The 17,902-nt window shown below is 68.6% G+C and carries 8 protein-coding genes and 10 pseudogenes; 15 read left to right on the top strand and 3 right to left on the bottom strand.

Going from position 1 to position 17,902, the window contains the following annotated elements; all coding sequences use genetic code 11:
* Position 1 precedes the first annotated feature (1 nt).
* The 12 genes and pseudogenes from PBV52_RS04335 to PBV52_RS04390 all read left to right on the top strand — a co-directional run bounded on the left by PBV52_RS04335 (position 2) and on the right by PBV52_RS04390 (position 11,214).
* A complete protein-coding gene (locus tag PBV52_RS04335) occupies positions 2 to 1,252 on the top strand; it encodes an acyl-CoA dehydrogenase family protein (RefSeq protein ID WP_274236935.1) in 1,251 nt (416 codons plus the stop codon).
* Between the two features lie 28 nt (positions 1,253 to 1,280).
* Positions 1,281 to 2,429 carry a CaiB/BaiF CoA-transferase family protein gene (locus tag PBV52_RS04340; protein WP_274236936.1) on the top strand — a complete coding sequence of 383 codons (1,149 nt, stop codon included), beginning with the start codon at positions 1,281 to 1,283 and terminating at the stop codon, positions 2,427 to 2,429.
* 64 nt (positions 2,430 to 2,493) lie between these two features.
* Entirely contained in the window at positions 2,494 to 3,228 is a 735-nt protein-coding gene (locus PBV52_RS04345) for a nitroreductase (RefSeq protein ID WP_274236938.1), read from the top strand.
* Positions 3,229 to 3,564: 336 nt separating this feature from the next.
* Positions 3,565 to 4,050: pseudogene (locus PBV52_RS04350) on the top strand (FAD-dependent oxidoreductase); the annotation flags it as partial.
* Positions 4,051 to 4,526: 476 nt separating this feature from the next.
* Positions 4,527 to 4,675: pseudogene (locus tag PBV52_RS51615) on the top strand (transposase); the annotation flags it as partial.
* A 1,387-nt stretch (positions 4,676 to 6,062) separates the two neighbouring features.
* Positions 6,063 to 6,548 (top strand): RidA family protein, encoded by a 486-nt coding sequence (locus PBV52_RS04360; protein WP_274236939.1) that lies wholly within the window; start codon positions 6,063 to 6,065, stop codon positions 6,546 to 6,548.
* Positions 6,549 to 6,668: 120 nt separating this feature from the next.
* Complete coding sequence (locus PBV52_RS04365) at positions 6,669 to 7,775, top strand: alanine racemase (RefSeq protein WP_274236940.1); 1,107 nt, start codon at positions 6,669 to 6,671, stop codon at positions 7,773 to 7,775.
* 72 nt (positions 7,776 to 7,847) lie between these two features.
* Positions 7,848 to 8,582: an SDR family NAD(P)-dependent oxidoreductase gene (locus PBV52_RS04370; RefSeq protein WP_274236941.1), complete on the top strand. Its 735-nt coding sequence runs from the start codon at positions 7,848 to 7,850 to the stop codon at positions 8,580 to 8,582.
* A 211-nt stretch (positions 8,583 to 8,793) separates the two neighbouring features.
* Positions 8,794 to 9,049: pseudogene (locus tag PBV52_RS04375) on the top strand (IS110 family transposase); the annotation flags it as partial.
* A 15-nt stretch (positions 9,050 to 9,064) separates the two neighbouring features.
* Entirely contained in the window at positions 9,065 to 10,165 is a 1,101-nt protein-coding gene (locus tag PBV52_RS04380) for an ABC transporter substrate-binding protein (RefSeq protein ID WP_274249271.1), read from the top strand.
* Positions 10,158 to 10,527: pseudogene (locus PBV52_RS51620) on the top strand (ATP-binding cassette domain-containing protein); the annotation flags it as partial. The gene PBV52_RS04380 and the pseudogene PBV52_RS51620, both read left to right, overlap by 8 nt.
* Positions 10,522 to 11,214: pseudogene (locus tag PBV52_RS04390) on the top strand (aldehyde dehydrogenase family protein). The pseudogenes PBV52_RS51620 and PBV52_RS04390, both read left to right, overlap by 6 nt.
* 470 nt (positions 11,215 to 11,684) lie before the next feature.
* Here the strand turns inward: PBV52_RS04390 and PBV52_RS04395 are convergent.
* Positions 11,685 to 11,885: a hypothetical protein gene (locus PBV52_RS04395; protein ID WP_274250014.1), complete on the bottom strand. Its 201-nt coding sequence runs from the start codon at positions 11,883 to 11,885 to the stop codon at positions 11,685 to 11,687.
* Here PBV52_RS04395 and PBV52_RS04400 point away from each other — a divergent pair.
* Positions 11,862 to 12,107, top strand: a pseudogene (locus tag PBV52_RS04400) (LysR family transcriptional regulator); the annotation flags it as partial. The gene PBV52_RS04395 and the pseudogene PBV52_RS04400 sit on opposite strands and share 24 nt — an antisense overlap.
* A 17-nt stretch (positions 12,108 to 12,124) precedes the next feature.
* On the opposite strand, the pseudogene PBV52_RS51625 reads toward PBV52_RS04400, so the two are convergent.
* Both PBV52_RS51625 and PBV52_RS04415 read right to left on the bottom strand, forming a co-directional pair.
* Positions 12,125 to 12,868 (bottom strand): annotated as a pseudogene (locus PBV52_RS51625) (aldehyde dehydrogenase family protein).
* Positions 12,869 to 13,395: 527 nt separating this feature from the next.
* A pseudogene (locus PBV52_RS04415) lies at positions 13,396 to 15,236 on the bottom strand (RICIN domain-containing protein).
* 403 nt (positions 15,237 to 15,639) lie between these two features.
* On the opposite strand from PBV52_RS04415, the pseudogene PBV52_RS04420 reads away from it, so the two are divergent.
* Both PBV52_RS04420 and PBV52_RS04425 read left to right on the top strand, forming a co-directional pair.
* Positions 15,640 to 16,217: pseudogene (locus tag PBV52_RS04420) on the top strand (fuconate dehydratase); the annotation flags it as partial.
* A gap of 633 nt (positions 16,218 to 16,850) precedes the next feature.
* A pseudogene (locus tag PBV52_RS04425) lies at positions 16,851 to 17,698 on the top strand (glycoside hydrolase family 43 protein); the annotation flags it as partial.
* Positions 17,699 to 17,902 lie beyond the last annotated feature (204 nt).

The following is a 17,902-nucleotide window of genomic DNA, read 5'->3' on the forward strand; positions in this document are numbered from 1 at the left end:
CATGATCGAGTGGTCCGACACCGACCTCCTGGTCCGGGAGGCCGTCCGCAACTTCGTCGACGACCAGATCCGCCCCCACGTCGACGACCTGGAACACGGCGCCCTCCCGCCGTACGACCTCATCCGCAAGTTCTACGCCGCCTTCGGCCTGGACCAGTTCGCCCGCGACACCTTCGAGAAGGCGAACGCGAGGGCCAAGGCGCGGGAGCGGGGCGAGAGCCGCGACCGTACGAAGTCCCAGTCGTCCAAGTCGTCCGAGTCCGGCGGCCAGGAGTCCATGATGCTGATCGCCGCGAGCGAGCCCTCCCGGGTCAGCATGGGCATGGTCACCGCGCTCGGCGTCAGCGTCGGCCTGGCCGCCACCACCATCCTGTCCCGCGGTACCGCCGAACAGGAGCGCCGCTGGGCCCTGGACCTGCTCACCTTCGACAAGGTCGGCGCCTGGGCGATCACCGAACCCGACGCGGGCTCGGACGCGTTCGGCGGCATGCGCACCACCGTGCGCCCCGACGGCGCGGGCGGCTACGTCCTGTCCGGCCAGAAGACCTTCATCACCAACGGCCCCTACGCCGACACCCTCGTCGTCTACGCCAAACTCGACGACGGCACAGGCGTCGAACGCCGCCGCCAGCCCGTCCTGACCTTCGTCCTGGACAGCGGCATGGAGGGCCTCACCCAGTCCAAGCCCTTCCGCAAGATGGGCCTGCACGCCTCACCCACCGGCGAGTTGTTCTTCGACGAGGTACGCCTGGGCCCCGACCGCCTCCTCGGCAGCACTGAGGGCAAGGCCCGGGACGGACGCGACAGCGCCCGCTCCAACTTCACCACCGAACGCATCGGCGTCGGCGCCATGGCCCTCGGCATCATCGAGGAATGCCTGCGCCTGTGCGTCGACTACGCCAGGCAGCGCGAACTGTGGGGCAGGCCCATCGCCGACTTCCAGCTGATCCAGCTCAAGCTGGCCCAGATGGAGATCGCCCGCCTCAACGTCACCAACATGCTCTTCCGCGTCATCGAACAGACCAGGAAGGGCCGACGAGCCGGCCTCACCGAGGCATCGGCCATCAAGCTGTACTGCTCGCAGGCCGCCACCGACGTGGCCATGGAGGCCGTCCAACTCTTCGGCGGCAACGGCTACATGGCCGAGTACCGCGTCGAACAGCTCGCCCGCGACGCCAAGTCCCTGATGATCTACGCCGGTTCCAACGAGGTCCAGGTCACCCACGTGGCCAAGGGCCTGCTCGCCGGCTGAACCGCCCCCGCTAGGAAAGGACCCGTTCATGGGCCCCCTCGAAGGCGTCCGCGTCCTGGAGATGGCCGGCCTGGCCCCCGCCCCCTTCGGCTGCATGCTCCTCGCCGACCTCGGCGCCGAGGTCCTCCAGATCCGGCGGGCCGGCGGCGGCCCCGCCATCACGCCGCCACCCGGCCCGCTCGACCGCGGCCGCCACACCCTCCACCTCGACCTCAAGCACCCCGACGGCCGCGCCGCCCTCCACGACCTCGCCCGCACGGCCGACGTCTTCGTCGAGGGCTTCCGCCCCGGCGCCGCCGAACGCCTCGGTATCGGCCCCGACGACCTGATGGGGCTCAACCCCCGCCTGGTCTACGGCCGTCTGACCGGCTGGGGCCAGGACGGCCCGCTGGCCGCCCGCGCCGGCCACGACATCAACTACATCGCCCTGTCCGGAGCGCTGGAGCCGATCGGCCGCCACGGCGAACGCCCCGTCCCGCCCCTCAACCTCCTCGCCGACTTCGCCGGCGGCGGCCTGCTGCTGGCCTTCGGAGTCGTTGCGGCCCTGTACGAACGGGAGCGCTCCGGATCCAGCCAGGTCGTCGACGCGGCCATGGTCGACGGCAGCGCCCTGCTGACCTCGTTCCTCTACGGCATGCGAGGGGCGGGCCTGTGGAACACCGAACGCGGCACCAACCACCTCGACGGAGCCGCCCCCTACTACGACACCTACGAGTGCGCCGACGGCCGGTACGTCGCGGTGGGCGCCCTGGAGCCGCAGTTCTACGCCCAGCTGACGGCGCTGCTGGACCTGGAGGAGGACGAGGAGGGAGGCGAAGAGGCCCCCTTCTACCTCGACCCCACCGGCTGGCCCCGCCTCCGCGAACGCCTGGCCGCCGCCTTCCGCACCCGCCCCCGCGACGAGTGGGCCGCCCTGTTCGCCGACACTGACGCCTGCGTCACCCCCGTCCTGTCCCCCTGGGAGGCCCACACCCACCCCCACCACCAGGCCCGGAACACCTACGTCGAGGTCGACGGCCTGACCCAGCCGGCCCCGGCCCCCCGCTTCAGCCGCACCCCCTCCGCCCCTCCCCGCCCGATGGACAAGGGCGGCCGGGCCCTGGCCCACGCCCTGGCCAGCTGGGGCCTCGACACGGAACGCGTCACTAAGCTCACGGAGACGGGAGCCCTGTCGTAACCGCCGCAGCAACCGGCACCGACCGCCCAAAACCCCTGAACCACGCCTGACAGCGGAGCCCACCTTGCACCCCACCACCACGCAACGCGGCATCGGCAGCGACCAGCACGAGGCTCTGCGCCGGATCCTCGCCGACCGGTGGACCTGCCGCCAGTTCCTGCCCGACGCCGTCCCCCGGGACACCATCGAGCACCTGCTGCAGCTGGCCCAGCGCACCCCGTCCTGGTGCAACACCCAGCCCTGGCACGTGCACCTCACCGAGGGCGCCGCGACCGAGCAGCTGCGCACAGAGCTCCTGGCCCACGTCCGCACCAGCCTGCCCGCCCCCGACTTCCCCTTCCCCGCCCAGTACACCGGCGTCTACCGGGAACGCCGACGCGAGTGCGGACTCCAGATGTACGGCAGTCTCGGCATCGCCAAGGGCGACCAGGAACGCACCGTGAACCAACTGATGCGCAACTTCGAGCTGTTCGACGCCCCGCACGTCGCGATCATCACCACCGAGGCCGACCTCGGCGTCTACGGCGCCGTCGACTGCGGCCTCTACATCAACACCTTCCTGCTCGCCGCACACAGCCTGGGCCTGGCCGCAGCCCCCCAAGCCGCCCTCGCCTCCTACTCCGATTTCCTCCACGACCACTTCGGCATCCCCGACAACCGTCGCGTCGTCGCCGGTATCTCCTTCGGCCACCCCGACCCCGACCACCCGGTCAACTCCTTCCGCACTACCCGCGAACAGCCCGGGAACGCCGTCACCTGGTACACGGGCGGCGCGACGAAGCCGGCCACGCAGCCCTGACCCCGCCGACCGCCGCCGCATGCTCACGGCCGGGTACCGCGGGGCAGCTCCGATGCCGCGGACTGCTCCGCGGCATCCCGCGGGCCGGGCAGGGGACGGAAGCCCGCGACGTGTTCTCCAGGACGATTCGGCCGAGCAGGTGCCCGGGGAACTGATCACAGCGGCGTCGCGCAGACCGTTCGCGCGGTCGTCACTGAGGTTGACGTGGAACGCCCCGGTGGCGTCGGTCGTGGCTTCGCCGCTCTCCACCACTTCCAGGGTCTGCGGGTCCCTGCACTCGACCTTCGCCTTGGCCCCCGACACGAGCTGCACAGTGCATTGCTGAGCCCCCGCCGCACCTACCTCACCCGCTTCGCCAACTCCGTGACCGTCGTCCACCGACGCTCCACCCTGCGCGCTTCCCAGGTCATGCAGAACCGCGCCTTCTCCGACGACAAGATCTCCCTCGCCTTCGACAGCGAGATCGCCGAGCTCCACGAGGAGAACAGCATGCTGTCCGGTCTGCCCCTGCACGACACCTTCACCCGCAAGACGCGCCAGTTGGCTGCCACTGGCCTGTTCATCGCCATAGGCCACGGCCCACGCACCGAACTCTTCAAAAACCAGCTGAAGTTGGACAAAAACGGTTACCTGAAGGTCCAGTCGCCACCGACGCAGACAAGCATCCCGGGCGTCTTCGGCGCGGGCGACGTCGTCGACCACACCTACCGCCAGGCCATCACTGCGGCCGGCTCCGGCTGCTCAGCCGCGCTGGACGCCGAGCGATACCTCGCGGCCCTCGCCGACGCACAGACCGTGCACACCGAGGCCGCCGCCGTCTGATCCCACCCACCTCATGCATTCGAGGTGACCAACATGGCCCTCAAGAGCGTGACCGATGCCTCCTTCACAGCACCGGCTTCCCCGAGACTTCGCGTGAGCCTAGGGGATCCGTCAGGGAAACAAAGGCCGCCCCAAACCCCGTAAACACGGGCTACTGGAGGCTTGCGTCAGCACCCCCGTGCTGACACGTCAGCACGGGAAATCGGGACAAAAACACCCCTCTGACTGCGTTTCCGCAGGTCAGGGGGGTGTCGGTGTGTGGAACCTAGGGGATTTGAACCCCTGACATCTGCGAGCAAAGAGAGCGCGCGCTCTACCCCGTGAGTCGAGACGCCGGAAAGCGGTCGGAGCCACCCTCGGACTCGCGCCCTCAACGGCCGGATCGGCCTGGACTTTCATGGCCGGCTTCCCCGGTTGGACGACCCGAGAACAACCGCAGCATCCGTCCAGGTTCCGTCCGGCGGATCGCGGCGGCCGGGAGGGGGAACGACCACCGCATGGCGATCAACGGAATCCTGTTCCGGGTCCGCACCGGCCTACCGAAGCACAACCTGCCCGAGCCTGTCGGCAGCTGGAAGACGTCTAGGAGCAGCACCGCCGGCCGGTGGACGGCACGTGGGACCGTCCACCACTGATCCCACCCCAAAAAGCCCAGGTCACAAAGGTCCAGGGCCCGGGGGAAACACACGAAGACGCCCGTTCGCCACACCGATTCCAGGCAACCGCCTCACGCAAAGCACCCGTCCAACCGCGTTTCCGCAGGTCAGAACATTCCTGCATAGATGACCACTGGTGGGGCGGGTGGGACTCGAACCCACGGCCGACGGATTATGAGTGCAGTGTGATGAGGCAGTCCGGCAGACCGTGTACGCAGCGACGGGTGTCCCGGGCAACGCAGTGGACAGGATGCACCTTGAGCTGTACCGAGATCTGCCCGGACGTCGTCCCGGATCACTGGCGCGGCGTCCGGGCTCAGCCGTGGCCACGACTCGGCGCCACGCTGGAAGCGCGACCGCGGACCACAAGATGTCGCAGGAGCAGGGCGGTGACGGAGCTGACACCGGGGGCCAGGACGTCGACTGCGGCGTGAGCGGGACGCCCTGCCCGGACCCGCGGGACTTCCGGGCACGGTCATGAAGTCCACGCCGACCAGGGATAATCCACCTTGCCCTGACGGGCGACTTCGGCGATCAGGTTTTACCGACAGCGCGGTGAAGAGACCGGCGCCCCTCCAGACCCGCAAGCGCACACAGCCGGTCGGGCAGGCCTTGACTCGCCCGGCATCTCGCGCCATTGCGCGCTGCCCTGAACCGTCAGATCACACCGTGAACTGATTCCGCAGCCGCTCAGGGCAGGGGCCGTACTCGCCGATCGACAGGAACGGAGCGATCAACTTCGGCTGTTCGGCGGGAAGTTGCCTCCGCGTCACGGTCGTAACATCGCGCGGACCCTAGACGCCCGGCAGCGTTCCTCCAGCCGTGGAACGGGTCCAGTCTCGCCACTCGACTCCGCTGTCGAACTCGTCATCACGGGCTTGCAACCAGTTGCTGCAGGCCTTGCCGGAGCAACCGGGCAGCAGGTCAAGCCACCCTTGTGGCATTGAGATCTCGTCGGGTGTGAGGTCGGCCCTCCGTGTCAACCGCTCGAGAACCCCGCCACCGTCAGCGATCGTGATGCGACAGGCGCTCTACGCAGGCTCGTCCACGCCGAACCGGACGAGACCAGTGAGCCGGGTCGCGGCGTCGACCGTCGCTTCCAGCAGCGGCGGATCGAGTCGCACGCGGTGCTCCAGGTCGCGCCCGAGGCTGAAGTCTGTATTGACAGTGCTCGACGGCCAGCCATATGGTCGACAAACGACAATACGGTGGCTGTTTTAAGCCATCCTGCGGCTGTTTCTCCGCCACTGTTACTCGAGAGGAGAACCGAGTGCAGATGATCAAGATCCATACGAAGCGGTTTCTCGTGGTCAGCAGCGACGGTTTGTGCCCTGTGCCGTCCGCGGCGGTGGCGCAGTGAACCGGCCCGCGACATCGGCAGCGAACACCGGCTCGGCTTCCGCTCGGCTCCAGGCCCTCGGTCTGGAGCTCCCCGACCTCGCCGGCAACGCGTACTTCGTGCACCACCGGACGGTGGACTCCAGCATCCACATCTCCGGCCAACTGCCTTTCAAGAACGGCGAGCTGCTGGGTCAGGGCATTGTCGGCCGGGACGTCGAGCTGGAGAGGGCTCGGGAGCTCGCGCGCCATGCCGCGCTCAACTGCCTGGCCGCCGCTGTGCAGGCGGTGGGCGACCTGGACCGGGTCCGGATCGTGCAGATGCTGGTCTTCGTGGCCAGTACGCCGGACTTCGGTCTGCAGTCGCAGGTCGCCAACGCGGCCAGTGAACTGCTCATCGAGGTGCTGGGCGAGAACGGACGGCATGCGCGCACCGCGATCGGTGTCGCCGGGCTACCCCTCAACACCCCTGTCGAGATCCAGATGATCTGCACCGCGGTGTAGGGCGGACGTGACGACGGTGTACGCAAGCGCGCGATGTCGCGGTCCGCGCGCGTTCGGCGGCAGAGGGGACCAGCATCCGCGCCCCCGATCATTCCCAGGCAGAACCACAAGGAGGGCAGCGTGAACCGGCTGCAACGAGCACTCGACGCTCTTGTCGAGCGGATCGACACCCCCGCGCCGATCGTGCTTGTCGACGTCATGCAAGGCAACATCGACCGCATACAGGGCTTCGCCGACCAGCACAACCTCAAGGTCAGGCCGCACGTCAAGACACACAAGTGTGTGGAGATCGGCCGACGCCAGATCGAGGCCGGCGCGGTCGGGATCACCGCGGGCAATGTCGGTGAGGCCGAGGTCTTCGCCGCGGCCGGCTTCGACGACATCTTCCTCGCCTACCCGATCTGGCCCGCGGGAACGAAGCGAGCCCGGATCCGCCGGCTCGCCGAGTCCGCACGGCTGCGGGTCGGCGTCGACAACGGCGCGGCGATCGAGGCCCTCGCCGACACGATGGGAGACGAACCGGACCGGCTTCAGGTCGTGATCGAGGTCGACTGTGGCGCCCGTCGTTCCGGGGCGCCGCCCGAGGCTGCGGGCGATCTCGCGCTCGCCGCCCGCAAACGCGGTCTGGTGCCGGTGGGCGTCTTCACCTATCCAGGTCACGGCGGCGCCGGCCGGGACGTTCGCCGGCGCGCCGCGCAGGACCAGGAGGCCGCGCTCACCACCGCGATACGCAGCCTCGCCGGTGTCGGGGTCACCGCTGAGGTGGTCAGCGCCGGCTCCACTCCCACCCTCGAGTTCTCCACCAGCAGCGTGATCACCGAGATCCGTCCCGGCGAGTACGTCTTCGGCGATCTGAACAACGCTCGGCTGGGCTCCTGCGAGGAAGACCAGATCGCGCTGTTCGTCGCCGGCACCGTGGTCAGCGACTGGGTCCCCGGCCAGGTCATCCTCGATGTGGGCACCAAAGCCCTCAGCCGCGAAGGCAGCCCCGAGATCGGCTACGGCGGCATCGCCGGCACGAAGGCGGTTCTGGGCAAGCTCAACGAGTACCACGGGTTCCTTCCGCTGCCGGACGGCGAGTTCCGCCCCGGCGTCGGCAGCGTCGTACCGGTCGTGCCGAACCACGTGTGCCCGGTCGTCCTCGGCTTCGAGGAACTGATCGTCACCGACAGCACGGGCACGTCGCTGCAGCGCTGGCCGGTCGACGCCCGCGGATTCCTCAACTGACCGGCCCCAGGGACAAGACCCCGTGGCCGAGCCCGCAACCCGACCGACCTCCCCCGTAAAGGAATGCCTGACATGAGACTCAACAACGTCACGGCCCTGGTGACAGGCGCCGGCAGTGGCATCGGACAGGCGGTGAGTTCCCACTTCCGCCGCGAGGGCGCGCGGCTGCTGCTCACCGGCCGCAAGGAGCGACTCGACAGCGCTGAGCCCGGCGACCTGTACATTCCCGGAGACCTCAACGACGAGGCGTTCGTCGAGCACATGGCCAAGCAGGCCGCCGAGTCGCTCGGAAGCGTTGACGTCGTCGTCCTCAACCACGGCCTCCAGGCGACCAGTCCGGTCACCGATATGCCCTACGACGACGCGAAGAACGTGCTCGAGAGCAACCTGCTCAGCGCGTTCCTGGTAATGAAGCACTTCGCGCCACTGATGCCCGAGACTGGCGGCTCGTTCGTCTGCGTCAGTTCGCGGCTGGGCATGGTCGGCATGTCCGGGCAGGTCCTGTATTCCGCCGCCAAGGGGGGCCTCATCATGCTCGCCAAGGGCGCGGCGATCGAATGGGCCCCGCGCAACATCCGTGTCAATGTCGTCGCTCCGGGCCTGACCGCCACCCCGATCATCGAAGCGGCGTTCCAGCGCAGGCCCGACCCCGAGGGCTACCGCCGCGAGCGCGAGAGCACGATCCCGCTCCAACGCCTCGCCACCCCTGAAGAGGTCGCTGACGCGGTGCTCTTCTTCGCGTCGTCGGAGTCGTCGTACGTGACCGGATCGGTCCTGACCGTCGACGGCGGGTACACCGCCTTCTGAAACCCTGTTGGGGCATCAGCACCAGCATTGGTCTGAACGTCCTGTTCTCCCTCTCGCGTTCTACCTCCGGCGACCGCCGTTTGCGGCATGACCGAACGACCACGAGTCGAGCGCATGCCCCGATCGCCGCACTCGAACTGCGCCACCCACAGTGCGTCCCGCCGAGGACCGCATCCTCGCCACCCCGGCCGGCCGGACGCCACCGCGACGCGTCGTGCTGAGGACCGCCGCCACCCTGCGGGTCACCGCCTGCGACGGCTCCAGCTTCCCCACCGCCGTTCACCTGGCCTTCTAGCCGGCATCGCCCGGACAACAAAGTCGTCGGTGATTTCGATCCACGGCGAACACGCGCCCAGAAGCGACAACCGGCAACGCAAGATGCTCTGTCCGCGTTCGCCGCCCTGCGCGATCCCACCCCCCGCACCCGCGAGGTAAAGCCCCGCACAGCTGGTCCCACGCGTCCCCAGATGAGGAGTATTGCCATGAGTGATGCCCAGATCGGTCGTAGAGCGCTCCTGCGCGGAGCAGGCGGCCTCGCCGCCCTCGCCGCTCTCCCCTCCCTCTCCGCCTGCGGTACCGGCACCAGCCGCGCCTCGGCCGGCGGTGGTAAGGGCGGGAAGACGGTGGTCGTCCGTGACAGTGGCGGTTCCTATGGTGCGGCTCTGCAGAAGGCGATCTACACGCCGTTCACGCAGGAGACCGGCATCCAGGTGAAGGTGCTGAACCTGGACGATGCCCCGCTGCTGGCGCAGATCAAGCAGGGCCGGCCGCAGTGCGACCTGATCAACAACTCGATGATGTCGCACACCAAGTACGTCAAGCAGGACGCGCTGGAGGCGCTGGACCTCGACCGGGTCAAGAGCGTGAAGAGCGCGAAGATCCCCGAGAACCAGATCACCGGCCATGCCATCAGCCACGCCTTCTACGGCCAGTGCATCGGGTACCGCACCGACGCTTTCGGGGGTAAGAAGCCGGAGTCGTGGGCGGACTTCTGGGACACCAGGGCGTTCCAGGGCTCCCGTGCGATGGTCCATCCGGATGGTGACCTGCCGGAGCTGGAGTTCGCGCTGCTGGCCGATGGCGTCCCCATGGACAAGCTGTATCCGCTGGATGTGGACCGTGCTTTCAAGGTACTGACGCGGCTGCGGTCGGACATCAAGAAGTTCTGGGACAGCGGCCCGCTCCCCGGTGTGCTGCTCAGCCGCCAGGAAGTGACGATGTCCACGGTCTGGGACGGCCGGCTGGCTGATCTGCAGAAGCAGGGCGTCCCGGTGGAGCGGCAACTGAACGGTATGCGTCGGCAGTTCTCGGGTTATGCCATCGCCAAGGGTGCGGCCAACGTGGACGCCGCCTACCAGCTGATGGACTTCTCGCTGCGGCCGGAGAGCCAGGCCGCTCTGGTCAAGTTCTTCCCGTCGAACCCGTCCTCGCCGGTGGCCTACGAGAAGCTCAGTGAGGACGAGCGCAACGCGTCCGCGGGTGCGCCGGAGTACTACGACAAGGGTTTCGACACGGACATCGACTGGTGGCTGAAGAACGAATCGGCCGTCACCAAGCGCTGGTTGGAGTGGGCTCGTGGCTGAATTCGGTATCGCCGCACCGTCGGTGAAGGTGGCCGGCGGCAAGCCGGCCACCGCGACCGGCAAAGCGCTGTCGGTAGTGGCCCTGCGTAAGACCTACGGTGATGTCGTCGCCGTTGACGAGGCGTCGATGGAGATCGCGGCGGGTGAGTTCGTCACCTTCCTCGGCTCCTCGGGGTCGGGCAAGACCACGACGTTGATGATGATCGCCGGTTTCTGCGAACCCGACTCCGGCACCATCACCGTCGGAAGCCGTGACGTGACGCGGCTGGCGCCGCAGAAGCGGGGCCTGGGCTTCGTCTTCCAGCAGTACCTGCTCTTCCCGCACATGACGGTCAGTGAGAACGTCGCGTTCCCGCTTGGGCGGCAACGCGCCGTTCCTGGTCTTCGACGACGCCGACCTGGACCTCGCGGTCCGCGAAGCGATGATCGCGAAGATGCGGCTGGGCGGCCAGTCCTGTGTCGGCGCCAACCGGTTCCTGGTCCAGGAGGGAATCGCCGACGCGTTCGCCGCTGCCATGGGCGAGCGGATGACCGCCACCAAGGTGGGGCCCCCGGACCGGGAGGACACCGAGCTCGGCCCGCTGGCCGACCACCGTGCGGTGGACAAGGTCCGCCACCTCGTCGAGGACGCCGTGACCCGTGGCGCCGTCGTCATCGGCAAGGCGGACATCCCCGACGGGCCGGGCCACTACGCCGCCCCCACCGTGCTGGACCACGTCCCGGCCGACGCCGCGATCATGCACGAGGAGGTCTTCTGACCTGTCGCCGCGATCCACCGGTTCTCCACCGAGGCCGAGGCCCTCGCGGTGGCCAACGACACCGAGCACGGCCTCGCGTCGTACGTGATGACGTCCCACATCGACCGCGCCCGCCGGGTCGCCGCCCGTCTGCAGGCCGGAATGGTAGGCATCAACCGCGGCCTGGTCTCCGAGGTCGCGGCACCCTTCGGCGGGGTCAAGCAGTCCGGCCTGGGCCGCGAAGGCGGACCCGAGGGCCTCCACGAGTACCAGCAGCTCAAGTACCTGTCGATGCCCGGCTTCACCACCTGAGCCAGTCGACACGTCGCCGGCCCGGCCGCCCGGCGGATCTTCGACAGGAACGGCGGCGTGAAGCAGTTCCCGCCGCCTGAGCCGGCCTCGGGGTGCCTGGTCACCGACAGCAAGGGGCATCGTGCAGGAGCTGGGCAGGCGTCTGGGGCCTGATGTCGCGTCGGACTGTGCTGTGGCCCGACAGTCTCGTCCTCAACACCGGCAGCGCCCTGTTCATCGACCCCGCGCTGCGCGCAGCGTGGACGGCTCCGCGTTCGTGTTGACCCGTTCGCCAGGCCGCCACCGTCGTCCAGCAGGCGAAGGTGCGATGGGTCCAGTGGTCACACCGGTTCGGAATCGTGGTCGAGTTGGCTCGTCTTGGCCCGCAGCCATGCCGTCAACCGGCCGACGTGACCGTCCTGTTCGGGTGCTTGGCGGCTGAGGAGGTGGTAGCTGGTGCCGTCGGGGACGAAACCGAAGGGTGCGACGAGTTACCCTCGCTCCAGGTCGTCGCGGGCGACGGCATACGGGGCGATTGCGACCCCGACGCCGGCTGCGGCGGCCTGGAGAGTCAGGTAGAAGTGCTCCAGGGTCTGCTGGGTGGCGGACTCTGCTTTCATGCCGGTGATACGTCGCCAGTCGTCCCACGCCTGCGGTCGCGTGTCGGTGTGGAGGAGGACTACCTGCGACACGCGCCGGAGCCGGTCAGGCGGGGCGCGAGATCGGGCCGGCAGACGGGTCCGATCCGCTCTGCGAACAAGCGGGTCCGGCTCGCCTCTTCGGGGAACGGGAAGTCGTCTCGGCGGATCGCGGCGGCGGCGCAGGAACTGCACGTCACGCACGGCGCGGTGAGCCGACAGATCCAGAACCTTGAACGGTCCCTTGGGATATCGCTGTTCGAGCGACAGACACGCGCTCTGCGCCCGATCCCTCAGGCTCGCCAGTTGGCGGCCGTTGTCCGGGACGCGATCTCCTCGGGCAGGCCGGCCTCGATGAGGGTGGCGACCAGCCGCAGCGCGGACAACGGCGTCAGCGCGGACGGTTTGAGGAGGACCGCGTTCCGCCGGCGATAGCCGGGCCGAGCTTGTGGGCGACCAGGTTGAGGGGGTCATTGAACGGAGTGATGGCGGCGATGATGCCCAGCGGTTCGCGGGTGAACCAGCCCTGCCGCTTCTCGGAGCCCTCATAGGAGTCGAAGGGGATGACCTCGCCGGCGTTGCGCCGTGCCTCGGTTCCGGACAGGGACAGGGTGTTGACCGCGCGGGCGACTTCCTTGCGGGCCTGGGTATGGTCTTGCCTGCCTCGCGACGATCAGCTGGGCGAAGGACTCGGCGCGCCGCTCGATCAGGTGGGCGGCGCGTTCCAGGACCGCACCCCTGGAGGCGCGGGACAGCGCGGCCGCGGTGCGGCGCCCGCACCTGGCCTGCTGCAGGATGCCGCCGACAGCGCCCGCGTCGACAGTGGGCACCGAGGCGATGACCTCGCCGGTGTAGGGGTTGTGCACGGGCGTCGTGTCGGTGCCGAGTTCGATGCCGGGGGGCACGGCGGTGTCAGACACGGCAGGTCTCCTGGAGAACGGGACGTGCGGGGGCGGCGTCGTCGGCGTGGCGCTGGTGGATGGCGATGATGTCCGACAGCAGGGCGTAGGCGGTCTCGATGCGCCCGGTCGGCCCATGAGTTCACTCCTTCACAGTCCGCCGCCTTCACGGTGCGGCTGCTGAAGAGCCTCGCTTCTCCGCCTGTCACCTGCTCCATGCCGCAACGACCACCCGGCATGCCGATCTGCACCGTTGTGATGACGATTCGCCCCCACCTCACCTCCGGCATTGCGTCGGCGCTTCACGAACTCAGCGAAGTCGACGGGCTGTCGGCCGCGGCGCCAGGCCGGCGCACAGCAGACTCTTGCCGCTGCTGGAGGGCCCATTGGTCCGCCTCGGCCCGGCCGGCCCGCACAGCGAGCGCGGGCAGCCGGTCCCCCGCAGGCGGCCAGTGAAAGTTGTCGCGCCGCAGCCGGCACCCGCCCCTTCTCTCACGCCCCAACGGCCTTGAGTGACACGCGTCGAGCGAGCTGGTCACCGCTGGGATCCACATCCCCGCCACCACACTCGGCCTGCCCCACATGGCCCAGTCGCCGGCCGGGCACGCCGGGCGGGCGGCGCAGGTCAGATGGCCCGACGAAGGCGCCGCCCGTCGTCGGGATCGTCAGAGGGCGATGATCCGCCATTGCTGCCGCGTCAGTGACGCGTACGGCTGCTGCTCGATGTTGGCTCCGTTGGCGGTGCTGCCCTCGTCGACGGCGAGGCAGAGTCCGCTGTAGCGGTTGACCAGGAAGAAGTAGCCGTCACCGGTGGGCGTGACGGCCCAGTGCTGCTGGGGGGCGTTGGCGTCCCCCCAGATGGCCACGTTGCCGCCGTCGGCGCGGGAGAGTCCCGCGACCTCCAGGAGCTTGCCGCTGCCCACACCCTTGATCTCGTAGTAGCCGTCGCCGGTTTTGGCGAAGGTCCACTTCTGGTTCGCCTTGTTGAGCCAGGGCCACTGCAGGACGTTGGTGCCGTTGGCGGTGCCCCCGCTCTGCACGTCGGCGGCCTTGCCGCTGTGCCGGGCGACCAGCCTGTAGACGGTGCCGTCGCCGGGCAGCGTGGTGGACACCAGGGCCGGCTTGGCGGTCCGGCCGCCGATGTGGAGGCCGCCGATGTTGGCGTAGCCGCCGGTGGCCGCGTTGGCCTGGATCCGTACGAAGCCCACGTTCCGGGCGGGCCATTCGGCCACCTTGGTGGCCTGGTTTCCGGTCCAGGTGCCGGTGGCGACCTGGGTGAAGTTCGTGCCGTCGGTGCTGGTGGAGATGGTGTACGAGGTGATGTCGCCGTCGGTGGTGTTGCTGCGGTTCCACTGCTTGGGCAGGTACTCCAGGGTGGAGACGTTGCTCCACACCCCGCCCAGGTCGATCGTGATCGAGTGGGGCAGGGCCGAGGACAGTCCCCACGTCGACCAGCAGGTCTCGTAGCCCCTGTCGCTCAGCCCGTCGATGGCGTTGAGCGGTCCCTCGCCGGAGCGGAATGCGGTCGCGTAGGCGCTGACCGGTGTGACGGGGTGCTCGGCGCGCGGCATCTGCGTCGGCAGTGGCGGCCTTGAGGTGTCGGGGCTCCAGGCCGCGCCGACTTCGGCGAGTCGGTTGACGATGTTGGTGTCGAGCCTGCCGTTGCGGTTGGGCGGGCAGTTGAGGATGAACGAGGTGTACTTCGGTTCCAGGTCGGCCAGGTGGGACAGGATCGCGTCCTTGCTCATCGGGTCCTGGGTCGGCGTGTGCGGATGCCAGAACCAGCCGTTGCTGATCGTCTGTCCCTGTGTGGCCGCGTAGGTGTTCCCGGCCGGCGCCGAGACGCCCAGCGGCTCCTCGAAGTAGATCGCGTCGCCGAGGAACGGCACCGACAGAGCACCGTGGTCGATCATGACGATGTCCGGCTGGAGCGACTTCACGTGCTCCCGGATTCGCTGGTAGGAGACGGCCTGCTGCCCCATCTGCCACCCGTAACCATCCGTGATGAACATGTCGATGGTGCCGTAGTTGGTGAGCAGCTCGGTGATCTGACCGAGCATGAAGGTCATGTCGCTGGGCTGGATGGCATCGGTGATCTCGCCTTCACCACGTCCTGCTTGTAGGAGCTGTTCGCGACGTTCTGGGTGCCGTAGGCGCTCGGCCACAGGGCGAAGCCATCGTGGTGCTTGGTCGTCAGGATGCCGTAACTCATCTTCGCCGCCGCGGCGGCGGCAGCCCACTGGGCACAGTCCACGGCCGTGGGCGCGAACAGAGCAGGGTTCTGGTTCGGGGCGGCCCACTCCTCATTGGTGAACGTGCCCAGGCTGAAGTGGTTGAACATGCCGAACCGCATGTTCACCAGCTTTTCCAGGTTGGTCTGGGGGTCTGCGGCGGCCGCCTCCGCCAGCAGGCGCGACAACGCGGGGATGACGGGCAGCGCGGTCGCGGCCACAGCGGCGCCCGCGGCGCCCAGCAGCGTGCGACGGGACAGTCTTCCTGACGACATCGGTGTACTCCCGGTTCGGGGTGGCTCGGATGGTCGGGGTGAGGCGGCTGGGAGCGGCAGCCCGAGGGCGCGCGGTCTCCAGGCCTTCAGGCGCGGCCCTCCCTCTGGGCTCCGAAGGGCCGGATGTTACGCATGAAGTTCGATGACGTAACTACCCCGTGTCAACAGGTAAGAGGATGAAAGTGCTTCCACAGATCGCGGAATGGGGGGTTTCATCCCTCTAAGGGCATGTTCGTTCCACCTTAGACATGCCATGTTTCGCGGAAGCTGGTGACGGCCTCCGGAGACACCTCAGCGTTTGCAGGAGCGGCGCATGTGGCTACGACGCTGTCACCCGCGCCATCGGCTCCGACAGCAGTACCTCGGTCACCCCGGCGGGCAGATCTTGCGGTCCACGGACCCTGGGGGTCACGCCCTGGCCTTCACCACCGGACGGGGCAACGACGTGCGGGCCACCGCCACCGCGGGCATCGCCCCGCATGGTCGGCCTGTCCGTCGAGGAGGGCCGCGCCGACCTCGGGGCCTTCTCCTGCTCCCTCGTGCACGATACCCAACTGCGCTGACTGGCACCGGAGAAGGGCGCCCTCCACATAGCCACCGACGCCGTCGTCAACGCCGCCCGGGACCTCGCCGCCAAGCGGGCCGGCAAGCCCGTATGGCGCTTCCTCGACGAGATGTCGCCCGAGGAAGCGGTCGCCCAGGTCGACTTCCGCCGACTCCGCGACACCCTCACCCCCGAGGAGGCCCTTCAGGCCCTACGCCACGCCCAGCCCGGCCGCGAGGAGCGGATCGCACGACTACTGGAGCGGGATTACCCCGCCTACACCACCACCGGCTGCCTCGGTCACTCGGACGAGGAGCTGGCCCGCCTCGCGCGCGAGGCCGTCGCCGACGGCTTCGCCCAGATCAAACCGAAAATCGGCGGGGTTGGAGGACGACGTACGGCGGATACGCACCGCCCACCGGCCTACAGCTGCCGGAGGTATTGACGCATTCCGCTTCCCACACTTAGCGTCTGCCCGAGCTTACGAACATTGTTCGATTTATCGAACAACTCACCTGATGGGCAGGGAGTTCGGCTACGGAGGCTTCCCCCGGCCGAGCACTGGGAGGCACGCCGCACGGCGCAACTGCGGTCAGGACCTGGAGACGGAGACTCGGTCGACCGCCGCTGACTGCGCCGTACTCCGAAGGCTGCTGGGCCTGGACAGCAGAGAGACAGGAGTCGCACGAGAACAGGACGCCGAAGCGGCACAGCCGAAGAGCCGCCTCACAGGCGCCGAAAGAAGCACCAGACCGTCTCGCCGCACCGCGCCCACGCGCGCTCGAATCGACAACCGCCCGTCCGGCCCCGCCCCACTCGGGCGACAACCGTGCCAACACCTCACAAGCCGTCATCACGAAACGCACCGGCATCGTGCGCCCAATCTCGCCGTCACCACGGCGAAGTGACGGCACGCAGGAGACACATCGTTACCCGGATCCAGCCGGTCGCTTCCGCGTCGTGCGGCAGCCGGTCCGGTCCCTCCAACACCGAGACCGAGCTTTTCCCGCCATCCCGATTCGGGCGCTCTTCGCCCGGTGGTGGCCTTTGCAGAACGACAGGAGATGTACATGTCCGCGCTGCGCGCCCGGTTGTCGGTGGTATTGCTCGCCGTATGCCTCCTTTCACCTCCCAAGCACTGGCCGCACCTGAGCGGGCTACCGCCGCCGACCCCGGCTACCTGATGGTGCACTTCACCGGGGATCGGGCAACCAATCAGCAGATGTACCTCTCGCACAGCACGGACGGCCTGCACTGGAACGACCTCAACGGCGGAGCGTCGATCCTGCGCTCCACGGTCGGCACGAAGGGCGTGCGCGACCCCGCACTCGTGAGATCCCCTGACGGCAGCAGGTACTGGATCATCGCGACCGACCTGTGCTGGGGCTGCGGGTCGACCGTGGACGGCTCCATCAACAACGGCAGCCGCAACCTCGTGGTGTGGGAGTCGACGGACCTGGTCAACTGGTCGCAGCCGTGGCTGCTCAACGTCGCCGGCGCCATCCCCGACGGGCGCAACGCCTGGGCGCCCGAGGCGATCTGGGACCCGGCCAGCAACGACTACGTCATGTACTGGGCGACCAACGTGCCCCTCAACGGCAAGACGAAGCACCGCATCTTCTACGCCCGCACCAGCGACTTCCGCACCATCACCACCCCACAGATCTACATCGACCGCCCCGGCACCCAGGAACTCATCGACACCCAGATCGTCGAGGTGCCCTCCGGAGTGGGTAACTACCGCTACGTGCGGGCCTCCGGCGACGGCCAGATCACCCTCGAAGGCAGCAACTCGATCCTCGGGCCCTGGACCAACCTCGGCAACCTCTCCGGCATCGGCCTGACCGGGTCGATGGTCGAGGGCCCGATGTGGATGAAGTTCAACGGCACCAACAAGTGGGCCCTCTACCTCGACCAGGCCGGCCGCTGGGCGACATGGGACGTGGCCACACACGAGAAGACCGGGACGGGCAGGTTGCCGCAGGGCGACGCGATCGCCGCAGCCCCGGACGGCCGCGTCGTCGCCGTCTCCCAGCCCGGCGGTGTACGGCTGTGGGACACGAAGACCGGCCGGTGGACGGGGGGTTCGAAGCCCATGCCGCCGTGGACGGCGGTGTAGATC

Source organism: Streptomyces sp. T12, assembly GCF_028736035.1.
GTDB lineage: Bacteria > Actinomycetota > Actinomycetes > Streptomycetales > Streptomycetaceae > Streptomyces.